Origin of the sequence: Alicyclobacillus kakegawensis NBRC 103104, assembly GCF_001552655.1 — a bacterium.
GTDB lineage: Bacteria > Bacillota > Bacilli > Alicyclobacillales > Alicyclobacillaceae > Alicyclobacillus_G > Alicyclobacillus_G kakegawensis.
Genome location: NZ_BCRP01000004.1, coordinates 156,718 through 176,638, shown reverse-complemented (window position 1 = coordinate 176,638; position 19,921 = coordinate 156,718). Strand labels below are relative to the sequence as shown.

General features: G+C 60.7%; 17 protein-coding genes. 6 read left to right on the top strand and 11 right to left on the bottom strand.

Translation table 11 applies throughout. The features are described 5' to 3' along the window. Positions 1–191 precede the first annotated feature (191 nt). Genes AK2_RS04885 through AK2_RS04875 form a run of 3 tightly spaced genes read right to left on the bottom strand, consistent with a single transcriptional unit; the run spans position 192 to position 4,866 of the window. On the bottom strand, positions 192–3,314 hold the full coding sequence (locus tag AK2_RS04885; protein WP_067931964.1) for a DNA polymerase III subunit alpha: 3,123 nt from the start codon (positions 3,312–3,314) through the stop codon (positions 192–194). A gap of 11 nt (positions 3,315–3,325) precedes the next feature. Further along, entirely contained in the window at positions 3,326–3,568 is a 243-nt protein-coding gene (locus AK2_RS04880) for a DUF6504 family protein (RefSeq protein WP_157076228.1), read from the bottom strand. Next, positions 3,565–4,866, bottom strand: coding sequence for a Y-family DNA polymerase (locus tag AK2_RS04875; protein ID WP_067931962.1), 1,302 nt, complete (start codon positions 4,864–4,866; stop codon positions 3,565–3,567). The genes AK2_RS04880 and AK2_RS04875 overlap by 4 nt, the downstream gene beginning before the upstream one ends. Positions 4,867–5,191: 325 nt before the next feature. Here AK2_RS04875 and AK2_RS04870 point away from each other — a divergent pair, with 325 nt between their 5' ends. Further along, a complete protein-coding gene (locus tag AK2_RS04870) occupies positions 5,192–6,382 on the top strand; it encodes a CynX/NimT family MFS transporter (RefSeq protein WP_067932106.1) in 1,191 nt (396 codons plus the stop codon). 47 nt (positions 6,383–6,429) lie between these two features. On the opposite strand, the gene AK2_RS04865 is transcribed toward AK2_RS04870, so the two are convergent. Further along, positions 6,430–7,596, bottom strand: a complete 1,167-nt coding sequence (locus tag AK2_RS04865) for a thiolase family protein (RefSeq protein WP_067931954.1) — start codon at positions 7,594–7,596, stop codon at positions 6,430–6,432. A 206-nt stretch (positions 7,597–7,802) separates the two neighbouring features. On the opposite strand from AK2_RS04865, the gene AK2_RS16815 reads away from it, so the two are divergent. Continuing rightward, positions 7,803–7,949, top strand: a complete 147-nt coding sequence (locus AK2_RS16815) for a hypothetical protein (RefSeq protein ID WP_157076227.1) — start codon at positions 7,803–7,805, stop codon at positions 7,947–7,949. Between the two features lie 14 nt (positions 7,950–7,963). On the opposite strand, the gene AK2_RS04860 is transcribed toward AK2_RS16815, so the two are convergent. Further along, a complete protein-coding gene (locus AK2_RS04860; RefSeq protein WP_067931952.1) occupies positions 7,964–8,728 on the bottom strand; it encodes a hypothetical protein in 765 nt (254 codons plus the stop codon). Continuing rightward, entirely contained in the window at positions 8,728–11,898 is a 3,171-nt protein-coding gene (locus AK2_RS04855; protein WP_067931950.1) for a DEAD/DEAH box helicase, read from the bottom strand. The genes AK2_RS04860 and AK2_RS04855 overlap by 1 nt, the downstream gene beginning before the upstream one ends. A 148-nt stretch (positions 11,899–12,046) precedes the next feature. Between AK2_RS04855 and AK2_RS04850 the strand changes: the two genes are divergently transcribed. From AK2_RS04850 to AK2_RS04840, 3 genes are all read left to right on the top strand, one after another. Continuing rightward, positions 12,047–12,391, top strand: a complete 345-nt coding sequence (locus AK2_RS04850) for a YtrH family sporulation protein (protein WP_245632775.1) — start codon at positions 12,047–12,049, stop codon at positions 12,389–12,391. Then, entirely contained in the window at positions 12,388–12,849 is a 462-nt protein-coding gene (locus tag AK2_RS04845; RefSeq protein ID WP_067931948.1) for a sporulation membrane protein YtrI, read from the top strand. The genes AK2_RS04850 and AK2_RS04845 overlap by 4 nt, the downstream gene beginning before the upstream one ends. A 102-nt stretch (positions 12,850–12,951) precedes the next feature. Then, positions 12,952–13,263, top strand: a complete 312-nt coding sequence (locus AK2_RS04840; RefSeq protein WP_067931946.1) for a DUF1811 family protein — start codon at positions 12,952–12,954, stop codon at positions 13,261–13,263. Positions 13,264–13,373: 110 nt separating this feature from the next. Here AK2_RS04840 and AK2_RS04835 read toward each other — a convergent pair whose 3' ends face one another. From AK2_RS04835 to AK2_RS04820, 4 genes are read right to left on the bottom strand one after another with little or no spacing between them, the layout of a single operon-like run. After that, a complete protein-coding gene (locus tag AK2_RS04835; RefSeq protein ID WP_083520852.1) occupies positions 13,374–14,474 on the bottom strand; it encodes a M24 family metallopeptidase in 1,101 nt (366 codons plus the stop codon). 24 nt (positions 14,475–14,498) lie between these two features. Continuing rightward, positions 14,499–16,106 (bottom strand): FMN-binding glutamate synthase family protein, encoded by a 1,608-nt coding sequence (locus AK2_RS04830; protein ID WP_067931944.1) that lies wholly within the window; start codon positions 16,104–16,106, stop codon positions 14,499–14,501. Between the two features lie 14 nt (positions 16,107–16,120). Continuing rightward, a complete protein-coding gene (locus AK2_RS04825; RefSeq protein WP_157076226.1) occupies positions 16,121–17,485 on the bottom strand; it encodes a hypothetical protein in 1,365 nt (454 codons plus the stop codon). Continuing rightward, entirely contained in the window at positions 17,485–18,180 is a 696-nt protein-coding gene (locus AK2_RS04820; protein WP_067931940.1) for a Crp/Fnr family transcriptional regulator, read from the bottom strand. Before AK2_RS04820 ends, AK2_RS04825 begins: the two co-directional genes overlap by 1 nt. 243 nt (positions 18,181–18,423) lie before the next feature. Between AK2_RS04820 and AK2_RS04815 the strand changes: the two genes are divergently transcribed. Then, positions 18,424–18,663, top strand: coding sequence for a DUF2249 domain-containing protein (locus AK2_RS04815; RefSeq protein WP_067931938.1), 240 nt, complete (start codon positions 18,424–18,426; stop codon positions 18,661–18,663). A gap of 337 nt (positions 18,664–19,000) precedes the next feature. Here the strand turns inward: AK2_RS04815 and AK2_RS04810 are convergent, their stop codons facing one another. Beyond that, positions 19,001–19,915, bottom strand: a complete 915-nt coding sequence (locus tag AK2_RS04810; protein ID WP_067931936.1) for a proline dehydrogenase family protein — start codon at positions 19,913–19,915, stop codon at positions 19,001–19,003. Between the last annotated feature and the right edge of the window lie 6 nt (positions 19,916–19,921).

The following is a 19,921-nucleotide window of genomic DNA, read 5'->3' as shown; positions in this document are numbered from 1 at the left end:
GTTCAGATTGGTCTGGCACGCCCATGTATTCCGCAACTGATTGGTAATCTCCTATTTTCAATCCGATCATTCACAAAAAAGTATTTTAGTGTTCTATCGGATAGTGACTTGGCATCCACCTACCCGGATGCACGCGACAACAAAATCCATCTTACCCGATGAAACAAGGCTAGGCCAACCGGAAGGGGAAGTCATAGACCGGTGTGAAGCGGCAGAACCTCCCACGTCAACAGATTGGGACGGTCACCGCCCCGGCGCTGAATCCGCCCGCGCACACCGACAATGCGGCCTTGGGGAGTAAACACGACAGCACCGCTTCGCCGATACACCGATTCAAACATCGTCGCATCGACGATGCCACTTTCATCCTCCAATGAGAAAAAGACGACCGTACGCCCGCTCTGGGTAGGGGGGCGATGGGGACAAACCACCAAACCGGCTACCAACACCTCGTCCCCGTCCTCAGCACAATCTAAATTTCGGATGGGAACGTAACCGTTCTGGGTCAAAAAAGGGCGATACAGTTCCAGCCAGTGTCCGGAAAGGCCCACCCCCACCAAGCTGTACTCATCCGCCAACTTCACAACGAACGGTAAATCCCCGTGCCCACCGTCTCGACGCGTCCGCCCGCCCTCGCCGTCCATCGAAGCATCCGGCAACAGGGGCAGCCTCGCGTGCCGAGCGTGGCGCAGACGCAGCCATTCCGGCAGCCGCCACAGCAGGTGCCGCCGTCGGGGGTCCAAAGCATCGAACGCCCCCACCCGAATCAGGTGCTGAGCTGAGAGGGCGTCCAGTTGCGGAACACGGCAAAGCGCGTCGAAGACCGAACGATAGGGCCCGTGAGCCTGGCGCTCGTCCACTAGAGTGCGAATCAGCGTCTCTTGGCTTCCCTTCAGCAAACGAAACCCCAATCGAATTTGCCCATCGGTGACACGGCAGGACCACTCGCTGGCATTGATGTCCACACCCAGCACAGAGATCCCTCTCCGCCTGGCCTCTGCCACAATCACGTGAATCGGGTAATACCCCATCGGGTACTGATTCAAGACGGCCGCATAAAATTCGACCGGATAATGCTCCAGCAAATACGCCGTCTTATACGCGGTGGTGGCAAAAGCTGCAGCGTGCGCCTCGCAAAATCCATAACTGGCATATCCTTGGATGTACGAGAAGATGGTTTTCGCCACCTCCTCCCCCACCCCCGCTTGCGCCGCCTTGGCGAGGAATTGCTCGCCTATCCTCTCCATCTTTGCGGCGGAGCGGGCATGGCTCATCACCCTCCGCAGCTGGTCAGCCTCGCCGGGCGTGAATTTGGCAATCGTTGTGGCAATCTCTATCACCTGTTCTTGAAACAAGACCACTCCATAGGTTTTTCCAAGAATAGGCTCCAATTTTGGGTGCAAATAAGAAACCGGTTCAAGCCCTTTGCGGCGGCGCAAAAACGGATCGACCATATTGCCTTTGATGGGGCCAGGCCGAATCAGGGCGACACTGGCCACAATGTCTTCCAAGCGATCCGGTTGCAGGCGGGTTTGCAGTGCGCGCTGTGCGGGGCTCTCCAACTGGAACACCCCGACCGTCTCTCCCCGCCCCAGTCTGCGGAACGTCGCCTGATCATCCAGCGGTATGGCTTCGTAATCCAAGGTCATCTTTTGACTCTCCCGCAATCCGATGGCATTGTCAATCGCGGACATTGTACGCAGCGACAATAAGTCCAGCTTGACCAGGCCCACCATCTCTGCCGCCTCTTTGTCAAACGGGATCATCCGCTCTCCTTTGGCGGACGGCTGCAATGAAGTCACCGCAAACAAGGGGCGACTGCTGATGACCACACCCCCCAGGTGTAAACCAAAGTGGCGGGGAAAGCCGGCAATTCCGGCGGCCAATCGCCACAGCCAGGCGAATTGCCGCTGGTGCGCCCGATATGGCCTAAGTTCTGGCACCTGTTGCAGCATTTCCTCCAGCCGATCTGCCCGTGTCCCCCAAGGAATCCGCTTGGCCAGCTGGTCCACCAGACCCTCGGGCAGGGCGAGCGCAGCTCCTACCGCGCGAATGGCCGATTTGCCCCGAAACGTTTGGTACGTCGCAACCCTCGCCACATTCTGATCCCCATACGTCCGATACACATACTCCATCACCTCGTCCCGACGCCGGCTGTCGAAGTCGATATCAATGTCCGGTTTTTCGGCCCGCTCCAGACTCAAAAACCGTTCAAACAACAATCCGCGCCCCGCCGCATCGACATCGGTAATGTGCAGGCAATATGCGACGGCCGAATCTGCCGCGGACCCCCGCCCAGCGTAGCGGATGCGGCGGCTTCTCGCGAAGTTGGCAATATCCCATACCACGAGGAAATAATCCACATAGCCCAAACGTTCAATGATGCCCAATTCATGATCCAGCCGAGCCCGCAGCTCCCCGTCCACATGTGGATACCGCTCACGCGCCCCGCGCCAAACCAACCTGCGCAGATAGGCGGCAGCACTGGTCTCGCCACGAGGCAGCCGATAGGCTGGAAACAAGGACTGGTTCAGCCGCACAACCACTTGGCAGCGTTCTGCAATCCGCATTGTATTCTCCAACGCTTGCGGATACGCCGAGAATCGCCGCCTTGCTTCCGCCGCGCCATGCAGCCAACGGTTGGGATTGAGCGGCCGCTCGCCAGACGGATCATAGATGGTAATGCCTGTACGAATGCAGGACAGGATGTCGTAAACAGGAAATTGTTCAGGCGTTGCGTGATGGACATTGCTGCTGGCCACCAAGGGAATCCCGAGTTCTCCCCCGAGCTCTGCCAATTGCCGATTCAGCCAGTGGGTCCGGGGATATTCGTCTCCCTGCAGTTCCAAATAAAACGCCCCTGGAAATCGCTCATGATAGCGCCTGGCGGTCTCTTTAGCCTCGGATGCCCGGTGCTGTAGAACCAGTTGAGGAATGCGGCCGCGGCGGCATCCGGACAGCACAATCAGCCCCTGAGCGTGGCGAAACAGCTCCGGCTCCGGCAAAGCCGGCTGCCGCCGACGGCCCTCGTGAGCGATGGTCAACAATCGGCAGAGGTTTTCGTAACCCAAAGGGGTTTCCGCGAGCACGGTCAGGTGCGTCCCGTCCTCCAGCGTCAACTCCGCTCCCGAAATCGGCTGAATCCCATACACGGACGCCCAGTGATGAAACTCGGGCAGGCCGGCAATCGTATTGTGATCTGTCAATGCCATTGCCGGCATGTTTTCAGCAGCCGCCTGCGCCACCAAGGATTCAATCGTGGAGGCGCCGTCCTGAAAGGAAAAAGAAGAATGGCAGTGAAGGTGCACGAACACCTGGCATCCCCCTAATCCCATACCTTATACAGCCACCATCGTCCATCCGACGACTCCAGATCAAAGATTTGACCGTCCACGGTCATCACCCGAATCATCCACCGCTCTCCCTCCCCCTCCCACCAGTTCCCCATTTCTCTCCATATATCGATCCAATCGGCCACCCGGTACAGGGTCCCTTGATCGCGAAACTGCTGAGGCATACGCGCACACCATGATTCAACCTGAATGGGACGCCGGACAATCCGCGTCACGCCTCCGCCACCATCCGCCAGCGCCATTCCCGGAGGCTTCCGCGTGTCCCGAGGCGCAGCTTGTCTGGATACCGGTCGTTGATCTGCGTCATGATGTGCTCTATCTTCCGCCTCGTTCCCCATCCATCTGGAACCAGCAAGCCGTTTTTGACAGCAAACCTCGACTGGCGGGCGCGAATCGGTTGCAAATCGGCCGCGCGGACCTCCACGCACGCAATCCCCCCGGCCCGCGCCGCCTCTTCCTGGCACCGCCGAACGCCTTCCTGCAGGTGCGCCAACCACGAGGACAAGCGATACAGCGGCCGCCCAGCCGCCTGTGTAAACCGCCCCTCGCCAGATGTGGAGTTCCAAACCATCCCTGCCCGCAGCGCAGCGCACCCTGACTTCTGCAGGTGATTTACAACCGCTGCAATCAGCGACTCCACAAGCTTGGGAATGTACTCCGCTGGCATAGTTTCACAGTCGTAAGATTTCCATATTTCCGAATAATATACAGGCGGATAATTGACCCGAATCTGTCCAGGAGGCACCTCGGCAAACGCCTGTTTCCACAGCAGCGACTCTCGCCCAAACCAACGCGCGATATCCGCATCGGGAAGAGCCACCAGATCTGCCAAGCGAAACACGCCGAACTCCTTCAGTTGTACCCGCACATCGTTGGAAAGAAACCACACAGCATCGACCGGCAGGGCGAGAATCCACCTCGGCGTCACAGCGGGAGGAGAAACCGCTGCGGACTTATCTCCACTGTCTGCGCGCCAAATCCCGTCCTGCTTCAAAGAGATGCTCCGCCGCCCCGCAAGTCCAGGGGAAATCCATAACCGATGCCGGCCCATCTTGCGGCTGATCCCCGGCACCGTTCGCCCGCTACTCGCCGCCCACTGCACCAACGCACGAGCCAATTTGGGCGTCTCCGCCAGGCCCATACAAAAGCGAGCCCCTGCGGGCAAATTCGTGTCCAGTTGTTGCACGATCTCTCGGATTTCCTGAAAAGGAGGGGCGGAGCCTGAGACTTGGATAAAAAACGAGTCTTTTCCCACAGTCTCCAACCATGGGGTATGAGTCCACAGGGTACTCCAAACCTGCTCCATCATCCGCGAAGGGGAAGCAGGTTCTTCGTACAGCGCCAGTCCAGGAACCAGTGCCTTGGCGGTGGACGCCGGCGTTCCCGGTCGAAGCCCTTGTTTACGGACCGCAGCCGATGCGTCGCTGACTCTCCCCCGCTCGACGGAGGCCCACAAGTGAGGACCGTCATCGATGCGAACCCCTTCCCCCAGGCCAAACAGTGTGTATCGCATCCAGGTACCTCCTGATGGGAACATATGTTCTGTCTGTGAGGTTATTATACCCCCGCCTGCAGCGAAAAAAAACACATGTTCCCGTCCAAATTGCACCTGTTCTGGGGTACGCAGTTAAAGCCGCGATCCAATCGTATCTCGGCCGGGAGCGCGTGACGCCGGGCCTTCACACCAATCCTCGCCGACCCATTGGCTGCCATAGCCCTTTATTCCTTGCGTGAGCCCGACAAGACCATTATGCTCCTGTATAGGTGATTCATTTAAGATAGGAGAACCCGCCGTGAAGCCAAATTCTCCCCCTGCCGAAGGGAACCCGGATCTCGGGATGCATCACGCCGCCGACACGGGGCGCAAGGTGCTGTTGGTTGCAGGAATCATTCTGATTGCTTTCAATCTGCGGCCGGCCCTGACCTCTGTCGGCCCGCTGGTCGACGACATTCGCTCGTCCCTTGCCTTGAGCAACACTCTGGTCGGCCTCCTGACTACCCTGCCACTGCTCGCCTTCGCCATCTTTTCGCCCTGGGTGCCTCGCCTCGGACAACGCATCGGCAATGAGCGGACCCTTATTCTGGGACTCGCCGCATTGGTCGCAGGCATCCTCGTCCGCTCCGGCGGACAGACCCTGGCCCTGTTTATCGGCACGGCGCTTGTCGGCCTGGGCATCGCTGTGGCCAACGTCCTTTTACCGGCCGTCGTCAAGCACCGTTTTCCCAACCAAGTCGGCCTTCTCACCAGCAGTTACTCGACAGCGATGAACGTGTGTGCGGCGTTGGCTTCCGGTATCAGCATCCCGCTTGCCCACGGCGCCGGCTGGAGCTGGCGCAACACCCTGCTGTGCTGGGGCGCGCTTGGTCTGTGCGCCATCCTCGTCTGGTCGCCGCAACTGCGCGCAAAACGGCCAGCGGAGCCGGCGCAGGCGCTGCCCAGCCGCCGCGCAGGCGGCGTCTGGCGGGCACCGTTGGCCTGGATGGTCACCTTGTTCATGGGCCTGCAATCATTTCTGTTCTACTCGGCTGTAGCTTGGCTCACAGACATCCTCCATGCGGACGGGTACAGCGTGAGCACGGCTGGCTGGCTGCTCTCCGTCACACAGTTCATCGGCCTGCCGGCGACGTTTGTCACCCCCATTCTCGCCGCCCGCCTGGCGGACCAACGCTCGCTCGCGCTCATCCTTGGCCTGATTTACACAGGCGGGTTTGTCGCCCTGTGCTTCTCCACACCCGTGCTGGCCGTGTTGGCCATCATCGGCATCGGTATCGGGCAGGGAGCGAGCATCAGCTTGGCCTTGGCGTACATGGGACTGCGCACCCGTAACGCGCGTCAGGCAGCCATACTCTCCGGCATGGCCCAATCCATAGGATACCTGATGGCTGCCGCCGGCCCAGTCCTCCTGGGCTTCCTCTACGACCACAGCCACACCTGGCGGCTGCCGCTCTTCCTGCTGGCGGCCGTCTCGGTGCTGATGAGCGCAGCCGCCATCGCCGCCGGGCGCAACCGATTCATCGCGGGCGAATAAGCCGCCTTCGTCTGGCGCGACCGGTGCGGCCACCCGACCGCCCGGGTTCATAGGCGCTGCAAAACCACCGCGTTGGCCATGCCTCCCCCCTCACAGACGGCGATGAGGCCATAACGCCCCTGCCGCCGTTCCAATTCACACAACAGCGTGGCCACAAGGCGGGTGCCAGTAGCCCCCAGCGGATGCCCCAGCGCAATCGCGCCGCCATTGACGTTGACGCGCTCCCAATCCACCCCCGTCTCGCGCTGCCAAGCCAACACGACGGAAGCAAACGCTTCGTTGACCTCAAACAAGTCGATATCCTCAAGCGACAGGCCCGCCCGCCGCAATACCTTCTCGGTCGCCGGAATCGGCCCCGTCAGCATGGTCACCGGATTGACCCCCACCACCGCAAAGGAGACCAGCCGGGCGCGCACCCTCAGCCCCAGCCGCTCCGCCACCTCCCGGGAAGCCACCAGCACCGCGCTCGCCCCGTCGGAGATCTGGCTGGCATTGCCTGCTGTTATCAGGTTAAGGTCCGGAAAGGCCGGCTGGAGCCCGGACAGCTTTTCCATCGACGTGTCCGCGCGAATCCCCTCATCCTCATGGATATACACCGACTGCCCATCTACACTCACCTTGACCGGCACAATTTCTTCCGCAAACCGCCCGTCGTCCCGGGCCCGCGCCGCCCGTTGATGGCTGCGGAGGCTGAACGCATCCAATTCCTCACGGTCGAAGCCCCACTCCTTGGCGATCCGTTCAGCCCCCGCGGCCTGGCTGAACCACGCGCCCGTCACCCCATACCTGGCCGCCAGGCGCGGCACCAGCGGCGATCCCACGCCCTGGCCGAAATTGCTGAACATCGGCACCCGAGACATCGACTCCACCCCGCCGGCGACGACCAGATCATACCCGCCGGACATCACCCCCTGGGCGGCAAACTGCAACGCCTGCAGGCTCGATCCGCACTGTCGGTCCAGGGTGACGCCGGGCACCGACTCCGGGAGCCCCGCGCTGAGCCACGCGTTGCGGGCGACATTGGCCGCCTGTTCCCCGACCATATCGACACACCCCAGGATGACGTCCTCCACCAACTCCGGCTGCACCGGGTTGCGCTGCAGCAGCTGCTTCAACAAGTCCGCCATCAGGTCCACCGGGTGCACACTCGATAAGCCCCCCCGCCTGCGACCAATCGGCGTACGAATCGCGTCGACAATCACCGCTTCACGCATGCACCACCCTCCATTTCCGCTCTCCGCTCCCCGTCTGAAGCCATAAGTCCTCAGTCGGCCCAACAAATTCATCTCGATTTGGCTATTGCCTGCAACAAACCAGCCTCGTCTCCCGTCTATACATATGAGGAATAAAACTCCACCAGCCAGCTCGGCGATCCGTTCTCCACTGCGCCCGGCTGAACCGCTGCAAAGGGGTGTCACTTGTGGGCGTTGGCCTGATTGTCACGGTCGTCTTTCTCGGCGGTCTGCTCGGCTTGTTTGCCCGACAAACACTCACCGCTGAATCCGCCGAACACAGCACGGACACTTCCGACTCGGACGATGCAACCCATCCCCCGCACGCGATGTGAAACCGGCCACGGCATCACACCGGGCCCCAGGGTGTACGCAGATACAGGGACAAGTTGCGCGACAGCATGACAGAGTCCTCAGTCCGTCTGCATCCCGATTCGTCGCCGCTCACCTGTACGCGTTCCTCCTCGGGCCACGGCTGCCATGGCCGGGCCACGGCCTGCGCGGAGTCTTGGATTCCTGCGTCCACTGCCCCGGACCCGGAGAGTCGCTCGTAGGTCAGCCGGTGCACCTCATCCAGCGTGCGTCCAACATCCAATCCGACCGAGGCCAACAATTCCACCGGCTCCTCCGCCAATTCCCGGACCCAGGCCAGTGCAGCCGCCAAGACGTGTGCGCACGAAGAGGAGCCCCGGCAGGTGCAGCTGGCGCCAGCGCGAAACCGCGCCACGTATGCATCATCCGGCCATAACGCCATGCCTGCGCTGTGCAGGCGCTGCAAGAACACAAACGGCAGATTGCCAGCCATCAGTCCCGCGAGCCAGTCCGGATGGCGGGAAAACCAGTCCGCCACCCGCTCGGCATGAGGCTGCCAATTATCGACCAGCGGAAAGCGGACCTCGTATTCGGGGATTGGCCCGTATCCACGTACTCTGGCCGCCACCATCCCAGGCTCGTAGCGCCAATCCAGCACCCCGTCCACCGCCAAAGCCTTGGCCCTGCGCAACACCGCTTTGTCCGCAACGGCCCACACAGGCTGCCAACACGTCTCATCAAAGCGCACAGCGGCGCCTGCCGGCTGGGGCTCTTTCTCCGGCGGACTGCTTCTGTTCACCATCAACCATCCTCCTCCAACGCCGACTCCACGTCCAAGCGGAACAGGGCCTGCAAATCCGCGTCGGCCAGTTCCGTAATCCACCCCTCGGACTCCCCGACCACAGCGGCTGACAAATGCCGCTTGGCCGCAATCAGTTCGTCGATACGCTCCTCCAGCGTGCCCGAGCAAACCAGCTTGTGCACCTGCACATCCCGCGTCTGCCCGATGCGAAACGCCCTGTCCGTCGCCTGGTCTTCGACAGCCGGATTCCACCAGCGGTCGAAGTGGAACACGTGGTTGGCCCGTGTCAGGTTGAGCCCAACCCCTCCGGCCTTCAACGACAGGACGAGGATAGGCGGCGCTGGGGATCCCGCCTGGAAACGGGCCACCAATTCACCGCGCTCACCGGGGCGCAGCCCGCCGTGCAGATATCCCGGTCTCCAGCCAAACCTCTCAGCAAGGACATCGCAAATGATTTCGCCCATCTCACGAAACTGTGTGAAGATGAGCCCCGCCTCCCCTTGTTCAACCACCTCTGCCACCAAGTCCAGAAGCAGCGACAGCTTCCCGGACCTGTCCACATCCCCGCGGCCGCCGGCAACCAGGCAAGGGTGGTCGCACACCTGCTTCAAGCGCGTCAAAGCGGCCAGAATCCGCCCCCTGCGCGACATGTCCGATCTCGAATGGGGCAGGCGCTGCCACAAATCGTCGACAATCGACTGGTACAACGCCGCCTGCTCCGACTTCAGCCCGGCCGTGTCGCGCACCTCCCATTTCTCCGGGAGTTCCGCTTGTATGGACGGATCGGTTTTGCGGCGCCGCAACAGAACCGGCGTCAGCAAGCGCTTAAGGCGGCGAGCCTGTGGCCCCTGGGGATGAGCGGTGACAGGGCCGGAAAAATGCCGCCGAAACCAGGACTCTCCCCCCAGATACCCCGGGTTCACGAAGTCCATGATGGCCCACAGTTCGACGAGCCGGTTCTCCACCGGCGTCCCCGTCAAGGCAATCCGTTGCCGCGCCTTGAGCTTGCGCACGGCGGCTGCCTGTTTTGTGTCCACATTCTTAATGTTCTGAGCTTCGTCGGCGACCACCGTATCCCACGCCACCTGTGCCAATTCTTCGGCGTCGCGGACAAGCGTGGCAAACGTCGTCAGCACCACGTCGACCGTGGCCACCGCTCTGGACAGGGTTGTGCGTCCCGCTTCGTCCAACCCGTGGCGGGCAGCCCCATGGTGAATGTAAAGCTTCAGGTCCGGCGTGAACCGCTGCATTTCGGCTCGCCAATTGGACAAAAGGGAGGTCGGGCAGATTAAAAGGTGCGGTCCCCGCGCCTGTCCCTGCTCCTTGAGGCTGAGCAGAAACGACAGTACCTGAATGGTTTTGCCAAGCCCCATGTCATCCGCCAGGCACCCGCCGATGCCCAAATCGCGCAGTTGCAAGAGCCAGAACACCCCGTGCTTCTGATAATCCCGCAACTCGCCCCGAAACCCGTTCGGCAACGGGCGCGGCGGTGGGGCTTTCGCTTCTGCCAAGGACCTGAGGAACTGCTGCGCGGGAGCCGCTTCGGCGGAAAAGGAAACCTCCACAGGCACGTCGGTGTCGTCCGCCTGCAACACCGATCTGGCCAAATCCCAGACTGAGGTTCCCGCACGCACCCCTTTCGTGAAATCCTGGATTCTTTCTAGAATGGCCTCCACGGGGACTCGTTTCCATGTCCCCCCCGATTGTACATACGGCTGCTGTTCACGCACGAGCGCCTCAAACTGTTCGCTGGACAGTTCCTCGTCGCCAACCGCCACAGACCAGTCGAACTCAATCAACCTGTCCACATCAAACCACGAATCCATCGCGGCGCTTCTCCTGCCCGCCGGCCGCCGGCGGTTTACCCTTTGCACCCAGACGCGGATGCGGACATCCCGCAGGTCGACGTGTTCCCACCTCGGGGTGAACACGGCGAATCCGGCCTCCAGCAAACGGGGAACATGCTGATTCACCAACTCCATGACCTCTCCCGCGTCCACCGCGGTCTGTGCAGGCGCAGGCTGAACGAGCAGGCGCGCCACAGCCGGACACACCTCAGCCGCCCTGGCCAGCTCCGGCAGAAACCAACGGTCCGGCTCGCGGAGCACCGCATGGCCAATCCGCCATCGTCCCCGCTCTGGTTGCTGCCACCACTCTGCGAGCGGCGCGCGCCAAGCAAACCATCGATGCACGAGCAGAGCGCGCAGTGTCCACGTCCCGCTCTCGTCCTGTATGGGAGGGATGAGTTCAAAACCGACCTGCCAATCCGCCTCCCCCGTAGTGTCGAACAGCGCGTCCCCCCACCCAGAGTCGCGCAGCTCCAATGCCAACATCCGCATCATCAGCCAGTGATCAGCCACAAACCCGGGCAACGGGCCCTGCAGGCTTGTATCGGTTAAACTGCGGCGCCAATTGGCCAACAGCTCTTCTTCACCGCGGTACCGGATTTGAAACGGCTGGCGAGCGGACACCTCGTTCACCCGGGGCGAGTCGACAAGCGAGCGGCGTCCCAACCAGTCCGTGCACACCCACAGCCATGCCCCCAGCGCGTGCTCGTTTCCGGCCAGCCTCGGCAAATCGGCGGCCTGGCCGAGGTATGCCCGGTATAGCGCAGATCCAGCTCCCACACGCCAGGCCGGGATCAGCATGCCCGCGTACCAGCCGGCGGGGCCTTCGTCGTGGCGGACAAAAACGCCGTCTTCCTGCGCCAGCCGTGCAGGCATCCGCAGCACCTGCCTCCAGCCCCAATCGCATAAAGCGGCAAACGGCAGTACATCCGCGCGCTGTACCAAGATCCGGGCCAATCGCGCCAGGCGCAAATGCACGGCCAACTCCGGGCCGACAACGGCCTGCCGCCACATTTCCTCGTCGCTCAGCAGCCGTGCAAACTCCCGTCCGGGCAGGGCCAGTGCAGGAGCAGCCTGAAACGGCCCAGGTTGCGGTCGGCTCGCCACACCCAACAGCAAGGCCAGTTCCTCCAATTGCGCGGCAGAACCCCCATCCAGCCAGAGGAACCCGGTGCCCATCTGTGTCCATGGATCCTGCGCGAGAAACACCCCGTTAACCGGCACATCGCCCTGTCCATCCTGCCAGCGACGGATATTCCCCACTCCCACAAGCTCAGATGTCCCGTTGATGTGGCTGTCCTCCACCGTGTTGTCCGCCTCCATGCAGTCAAACCCTATTCCGTCATTATATCACTCGGGCAAGGATGGTACCGACCGCATATTCGCCTTCCTTGTCCCGTATGTTTGAATACAAGCGACGGACCTGTCTCGATTGGCAGCAGCGGCAAACCCGTTTTTGGAGGCGAGACGATTGATCGGCTTTCTCGGCAACCTGTTCGCCTACTTCTTTATCGCGATGGGCATGGTTCTCGGCGGCTCCCTGCTTGGCGGTGTGGCAGCGGTCCTCATTCACTGGCCCGCTCCTATGGGGTACATGCTGCAGCTCGCAGACCGGCTCAAAATTTGGGCGATGGTCAGCACCTTGGGCGGCACAATGGACACGCTGCGCGCCATCGAGACGGGTGTCCTGAACGCCAATCTCCATGTGCTGGGCAAACAATTCACCTACCTGTCCGCCGCCTTTTTCGGCTGCCAGGTCGGCTATTGGCTGATTCAGACCCTCTACGGCGCGCACGGGAGCGAGTTCCCCAAATGAAGCTGCGATTTGCCGCCACGCTCCTCACCCTGGGGGCACTGGTGGGAGCTGTGGCCATGCTGTGCGTGCTGGGGTCACGCATCGACACCCTCTCCACCGAGCTGCAGAAATCGGAGACAACCATCGAAGAACTCAACGCGCAGATCCAGCACCTCAAAGACCAAGCGGAAAGGCCCGTGCAAAAACCGACGATTCAAAAGTTCAGCGTCGAAATCGTGCAGGCGCCCAGCGACGTGACTGAACTGCAAAAAATCAGGGCGGCAGAATACGTGAAACAACGACTGGCGTTTTTGGTCGGCCTGCCGCTGGATCCGCTCGTTGAAACGCCGGCTTTCATCCCGTCCATCATTGACGGGCGGACCATCACCATCGACGACAAGGCATACCGATTCCACGTCAAGACGCTGGTCATAGGAGAGGTCCCCTACCTGCAGGTGACACTGACCGCAGCTGAATGAGACACCCCCACATTCCCCGCCAGGTTCCAGGTCTCCCAGAGCCCCGTCTACGCCATCCCTGCATACGGTATAATCAGGGTACAAGAAGAGGAGGGAAACGGCGTGCTGTACAGCGACATGACGCCGGAACAGCTGCAGCGTGAGATGAAGGAGTTGCAACAAAAGGGGCAGCGCGCTTACGACACAGAAAACTGGAGCGAATACGAGGTCCTGATGAAAAAGTGGTACTTGGCCAAATCGTACCTCATTCAGCAAGACACCCGCATTGCCATCGGAGAAACCTACCGACTGGCCGAGGAGTACGACCAACTGACTGTGTCAAAAGTGAAAGGCGTCATGGCATGGGGCACCCGCATGTCCGATGGCGCCGAAATCGCGGTCCCCATCGCCATGTTGGAAAAGGACACAGAATAAACCGGCGGCGATTTTCGCGGCACCGGTTCGGCTTGTCTGTTCTGCCACTCATCATTCCCTGTTTCGTGTCCATTACGGCGCAATTACGGCGCCGAAGTCCATCCCCGCGCTCATACGTCCAGGCGTATCGACTCCCAGGCCTTGGCCGCCCGGTTCAATGAACGGGCGCCTCCTTCTTCCACCACCACCAGATCCTCAATGCGCACCCCAAACTTCCCCGGCAAGTACACCCCGGGTTCCACGCTCATCACCATGCCCGGTTCCAACACCTGCGTGTTGCCCGCCATCACGTACGGTGCCTCGTGGATGTCCAGCCCCACCCCATGTCCAGTGCGGTGAGTGAAGTATTCTCCGTATCCAGCCTCCGTGATCACTTCCCGCACGGCCGCATCCACATCGTGAAGCGTGCGTCCAGGCCTGGCGGCCCGCACGCCCGCCTGCTGAGCGGCCCACACCACCTTGTAAACCCGCTCCATCTCCTCGCTCGGGCACCCCAAGACAAAGGTGCGCGTGATGTCGCTGCAATAGTGGTCGTAAACGCCTCCGGTGTCGACAATCACCGTGCTGTTTCGGGCCAGCGGGGTGTCGTCCGGTTCGTGATGAGGGGCGGCCCCTTGCTTCCCGGACGCGATTATGGGCGGAAAGGACATCTGCAGGGCGCCCGCTTCCCGCCACAGACCAGCCAGCAGCTCGGCCGCCGCCCGTTCGCTCATGCCGGGACGCAACTGCTCGGCCAGTCTCCCGACCACCAGGTCCGCCATCTGGGAGGCCTGTTCCAGAGCCTGGATCTCTTGGTCATCCTTGATGACGCGCAAGCGCTGCAGGAGCCCATCCGCATTCCCCGGCAACCGTTCCAGGCGCAGGGCGGACGCCAGGCCGAGCAGGTGGCGGGCCGGCCACTCTCCGTCCACAACGAGGCTCTTGCCGCTGCCGATGACCTCGGCCAACCGGTCGTACGGGTTGTCCCCATCCCGGAAATAGTGCATGTCCACCCCGCTGCCCTCTGTCTCCTGCTTGAACATTTCCGCCGCCACCCAAACGGGGTCTGCATCCGCCCGCAGAATGAGGGCATGCACCCGTTCGCCCGGTACCACCCACACCCCGGTCAGATAATAGATGCTCGGCACCGAGGCCACGACCGCCGTTTCGACGCCCTGTTCCTGCATCAATCGATACAGGCGCTGACGCCGGTCCGCGAATCGATTTTCCATCTTCTCATCCTCCTGCCCTTCCCGTCACACCGCTCCCCGCGCGTCTGGCACCGGCTTCGCTTTCTGCCCGGGAGCCGGATAGGGAAACAATTCGCTGATCCGCACGCTGCGCCCATACTCATTCTTGTACACCACATGCTCGCGGCCCAACTGGCGCGGGCTTTCCAGACCGGCAGCGGCCGCCAGCGCGAACAGGCTCTCACGCATCTGCAGAATGTAGTTCATCACCCGCCACTGTTTTTCCTCCGGCACCAGCGCCGCCTGGTACTTCGGATCCGTCGTGGTCACGCCGGTCGGACACTTGCCCGTATGACACTGCAACGCCATGATGCAGCCGTTGGCCATCATGAAGCCGCGGGCCGAATTGACACAGTCCGCCCCCAACGCCAGCGCGATAGCGACTTTGTCCGGCGTAATCAACTTGCCCGAAGCGAACACGACAAACTTATCGCGCACGCCCATCTCGCGGGCCACATCGTCCAGCGTCAGCAAGGCGGCGTACAGCGGCAGACCCATGCTGTCCGCCATCGCCTTGAAGGTGGCGCCTGAGCCCCCTTCGCCGCCGTCAACGGTGATAAAGTCTGGATAAATGTCCAGCCGCCGCATCGCCTCAAACAGAGCCACAAGGCGCTTGGCATCGCCTACGACAATCTTGATGCCAACCGGTTTCCCGCCTTCCACCTGCAGGGTGCGCACAAAACGCAACGCCTGCTCCTCGTTCTGTAAAAACGGAAAGCGATTGGGGGAGTTCACCGTCTGGCCGAGCGACACCTTGCGGATGGCGGCAATTTTGGCGTTGACCTTGGTGCCCTCCAGGTGTCCGCCGCGAATCTTCGCCCCTTGCCCAAACTTCAGTTCAAACGCCTTGATGTTGGGCTCGTTCGCCTTCTTGACAAACTCTGCCAGCGAGAAGTTCCCCGCATCGTCCCGATACCCAAACAGGCCCGGGCCAATCTGGGCAATCACATCGGCCCCCGTTTCCAGGTGCTCCGGGGCCACGCCCCCTTCGCCCGTGTTAATCCACGATCCGCCCGCCATCCGCACGCCGTTTCCGGTGCTTCGGATGTAATGCTCGCCCACTGCCCCATAGGATGTGGCCGACGCGCCAAACATGCCTTGCAATCGCCACGGGTGACGCCGCTGCGGGCCGACCACTATCGCATCCTCATCCGTATACAACCACTTCCGCGCCTTGTCGGCGACCATTCGCTCGTGCCGGGTGAACAAGGTTTCCTTGACGATTTCATACTTGCGTGCCGGCACCACAGCGCCGTTGTCCACTCGCAGTTCCTCGGCCAACTTCGGAAACAACGCGTTGGAGAGATAGAAACCGGGCTGTTCGTAATCGCGCTTGGCGCCAAAACTGATGAGATCCGTTCGGTATTTGCTGGCAAACACGACCCCCAGGTAATCCGCCCGCGAAAACGGCTTGCCGGCGGTATCGTGGTCAAACCAGTACTGGCGGAACTCGGGGCCCAGCTTCTCCAGCAAATAGCGCAGCCACCCCAGATAAGGGTGAGCGCGAATCACCGAATGCTGCGGTTTCTTGGAGAGCGCGTACATGTACCCAACAAACGCAATCGGCGGTACGATGACAACAACCAGCAAGATGCATAGAATCGTCGTCTCCACGGCGGCTTCCCCCCTCAAGACCGGCGAGGACCGAAAGCTGTCGCAGGCGTCCCGGCCCATCCCTTCTGTCCCAGTGTACCATAGGGCAGGAGCCACTGGAGCAAAAATGTGACCGCGCCAAGCGCCGCCAGTATTCCCCCAGTGGCGAGCGTCGTTCGCATAGTTTGTGCCCCTATCCCATGTGACATGGGACTGAACGCGATGGCCATCAACGTCGCACCCACGACAGAACATAGGAGTTGGGCCAATGCAATGAAGCGACGCGGCGACGGCCTGTTCAAGATCAATGGGAACAGCCTGTATCCAATTCCATAGACAAGCGTCGTGATCCAACCGAGAAACAAAAGGTGTAGGGAGAACAGTGAGAGCGGAGGGATCCCGAATAGCAGACATCCCCCCAGCAGCCAGGCGAACGCAAAACTGACCAACCAGGCGAGGCGGGTTGGTAGACTTATCGGCACGCCACCATCTGCAGAAGGGCGTGAAGCGGCCATCGTCCATAAGTAAATAGATGCATTCCAAATAAAGGAGGCCCCGAGCAGGCGTGACCCGGCCGAAGCGACAACGGGAGCCACAGTGCCCACAACAGCCAACAGCAACCCAATCCCCCACAGGGCCTGTCCGACGCGTATCGCTTGGGCTCTTATTCCCTTGAACTGTGTGAGGCGTGGAAGCATATGCAGGGACACTGCGAGGACAGTCGCGGCGATCCATCCGTAATATTCAAGTAAAATGGCCCCCTGCGGTTTAAGGGTTTGTGGATAGGTCCGTCCAAAAAGCGTTGTGAGCGCCGCCCACCAAGCACCGACGACAAAGATGATCAGCGCGATGTCCGTTCCGCGGCGCGCCAGTCTATCCGTGGCTAGATACTGGGCATCCCGCGAACGAAACGACCGCTCCGAGGCGCCTGTGCCCAAACCGTGGCTGCTCTTCGCATCCACGCTGGCGTTTGGCAGGGCTTTTCCCCCGCGAGAATCGCGTCTGGAGGAAACCACTGCTGACCAGATGTTGGCGAAAAAAAGGACGGGGGCGATAGCTTGAAACGTCAATCCCACGGACAACACGGGTCGCGACTGCAAGATATACGCGACGACAATCCATATGACAGCAGCTTCTGCCAGGCATACGTGCAGCCAACCCACCCATGCACGCGCTGGCCGGATCCCGGCGAACAGCGACAGGACCGCGTACGTCATACCGTAGATGAGCATGGTCAACCACCCGAATGGATTGATCTCGCCGTGAATCGGCCCAACCGTCGACCACATAGCGGGCGCCTCAGCCATCCAACCGCCCAGGGAGGAACCGATCAGAAAATTGAAAAACGCGAGATAGATGAATGCCCGGGGTAGTCTGCTCACAAAGGTCGTCGAATGCATCATTCATGTCCCCCTACACCGTATCCGCCAAGCCGATCAATATGGGAGACCCATTCATTCCGATCTCCACTGAGGACTCCATCCCTCCGCAGCTGGTTACACACGCGGTTCACCGATTCGCGCGTGATGCCAATCATGTGCGCCATTTCCCCGTGTGTAACCGGTAGCTTGACATGGATGCCATCAGGCTCCGGTCGTCCGTATTCCTCCGCAAAGTGCCGGAGTAAGGCAATGACGCGATCATGCGCATCAAACACCGCCAATTGCTGCAACTTCTCTTGTAACTGGACGAGCTTCTCCCCCATCACCCGCATCAACTTGCGCATGATGCCTGGACGTTCCATAAGCAATGCATCAAATGGAAGGCAGCGGATGCCAAGCAACGCGGCAGACTCCATCACCTGGGCCGTGCCGGGATACGGTGAATCTTGAAAGAAACCCACGTGGGGGAACATTTGCCCCTTCCCCAGAATGTTGACAATATGTTCACGGCCGTCTTTGTCCGTCTTCAAGATTTTGATCATTCCGCGGCGAATGAAGTACACCGATTCGCGTTCTTGCCCTTCCAAAAACACGTACTCGCCACGCTCATAACTCCGTTCGAAGACAAGCTTGTGCACGTGTTGCAATTCCTCAAGGGTCAAGTCCTTGAACAGCTCGAACTCGCGCAGAACTTCCAGTCCGTTATCGGACATCAACGGGTCCCTTCTTCCCACATCACATTCCGTATGACCTATGCCCTCATTCACTGACCCCGTTTTATCTTATCCCTTTCTGTTTTGTCACAGTGTGAGGTACATCACGCCAGGTTGCTTACGGCATGCGCTCGCTCACGCGAACGGGCTTTGCGCGCTGTGTGTGACCCAGATCACCACGCTGCCAATTTGGATGAGTAAAGTCGAGGGAGCAAGCACACTGTTCTGAGGAGGCCGTTTGGAATGAGTGAACAGTTCGCGGCAACGGTTCGCGCCACCGAGTATCCACCGCAATTGAAGCACAAGGTGATTTTCGAGACATTCGACCGGTTGAAGCCGGGTGAAGCGATGCTTTTGATTAACGATCACGATCCCGTCCCGCTCCGCTACCAGTTCCAGTTTGAACGCCCTGGACAGTTCAGCTGGGATTACATTGAACAGGGCCCGGAGACGTTCCAGGTTAAGATTGGCCGGAAAGCATGATCTCTAAAAAATAGGAGAAAAACAGGGGCGCGTCGAGCGAATCACGCGCTGTATGGACCAGGTTTCATCGGCTTTTGCATTTCCGCCGCCGTCGGTTGGACATGGGGACTGGTGCTATTCTCGACGTTGCTGGCGGCAAGCTTGGGCGGATTTTGCTTCCACATGAGCCGGGCCCTCGACCCGAAGTGGTTGTGGCGCGCGCTGCGCGGTGGAGACACGCGTCCCTAATCAAGGTGGAGATGACCACGTTCTAAGGGATGGAATCGCAAGCAGGGGGCGCTTGGCCCCCGTCCTCTCATAGCGCCGTGCTTGTACGTGCGGATCCGTATGCGAAAGCTCAGCGAAACAGCCCCCGCAGCACAAACGCCACGTTCGCCGGCCGTTCCGCCAGCCTGCGCATGAAGTAGCCAAACCAGTCGTTTCCGTACGGCACGTAGATGCGCAACGGATACCCTTCTGCAACCAGTTGGCTCTGCAGCTGCGTGGCAATGCCGTACAGCATCTGAAACTCGTATTTGTCCTGCGGGATGCGGTGTTCAGCGATGAACCGCTTGGCGTGCGCAATGATGGCCGGATCGTGCGTGGCGATGGCGGTGAAGCCGCGGCTTTGCAGCTGTGTCTCCAGCAGGCGCAGGTAGTTGGCATCCACCTGCGATTTGTCCTGAAAGGCGACCGACGCCGGCTCTTTGTACGCGCCTTTGACGATGCGCAGGTGCACTCCCTCTGCTCCCAGACGCTTGACGTCCTCCAGACTGCGGAAGAGGTAAGCCTGAATCACCGTTCCCACGTTGCTGTAGTCGCGGCGCAACTCGTCCAAGATGTCGAGGGTCACCTGACAGTGTTGGTAGTCTTCCATATCGATGGTGACCAAGATCCCATACTGGCCGGCCGTATCCAGAATCCAACGCATGTTTTCCATGCACAGCTCGCGCCGGATGTCCAGCCCCAACTGCGTCATCTTCAACGAAAGTGTGGCATCGACGCCAGACTCGTGGATAGCAGTCAGTGTCCGCACACACACCTTGGCGGCATCCCGGGCCTCCACCTCGTCGCGGACAAACTCCCCCAAATGGTCGAGCGTCACCTTCATGCCGGAGCGGTTGAGGGCGCGAATCGTGTCGATGGCATCCGTGATGCTCTCGCCCGCGACAAACCGCTGGGCGCCCAGTCGCAAGCCGTACCGCTTGGCCCAGCGATTCGCCAACGAGTTGGCCGCCAACGCCTGAAAAAACGACCTCAGCATGGCTTCCATGTGTGC

Excerpts from the sequence above, each read along its gene's own strand:
- AK2_RS04835 (WP_083520852.1), bottom strand. The coding sequence starts at position 14,474 with ATGGAAAATCGATTCGCGGACCGGCGTCAGCGCCTGTATCGATTGATG.
- AK2_RS04820 (WP_067931940.1), bottom strand. The coding sequence starts at position 18,180 with ATGTCCGATAACGGACTGGAAGTTCTGCGCGAGTTCGAGCTGTTCAAG.
- AK2_RS04875 (WP_067931962.1), bottom strand. The coding sequence starts at position 4,866 with ATGCGATACACACTGTTTGGCCTGGGGGAAGGGGTTCGCATCGATGAC.
- AK2_RS04825 (WP_157076226.1), bottom strand. The coding sequence starts at position 17,485 with ATGCATTCGACGACCTTTGTGAGCAGACTACCCCGGGCATTCATCTAT.
- AK2_RS04845 (WP_067931948.1), top strand. The coding sequence starts at position 12,388 with ATGAAGCTGCGATTTGCCGCCACGCTCCTCACCCTGGGGGCACTGGTG.
- AK2_RS04855 (WP_067931950.1), bottom strand. The coding sequence starts at position 11,898 with ATGGAGGCGGACAACACGGTGGAGGACAGCCACATCAACGGGACATCT.
- AK2_RS04815 (WP_067931938.1), top strand. The coding sequence starts at position 18,424 with ATGAGTGAACAGTTCGCGGCAACGGTTCGCGCCACCGAGTATCCACCG.
- AK2_RS04810 (WP_067931936.1), bottom strand. The coding sequence starts at position 19,915 with ATGGAAGCCATGCTGAGGTCGTTTTTTCAGGCGTTGGCGGCCAACTCG.
- AK2_RS04860 (WP_067931952.1), bottom strand. The coding sequence starts at position 8,728 with ATGGTGAACAGAAGCAGTCCGCCGGAGAAAGAGCCCCAGCCGGCAGGC.
- AK2_RS04865 (WP_067931954.1), bottom strand. The coding sequence starts at position 7,596 with ATGCGTGAAGCGGTGATTGTCGACGCGATTCGTACGCCGATTGGTCGC.
- AK2_RS04870 (WP_067932106.1), top strand. The coding sequence starts at position 5,192 with ATGCATCACGCCGCCGACACGGGGCGCAAGGTGCTGTTGGTTGCAGGA.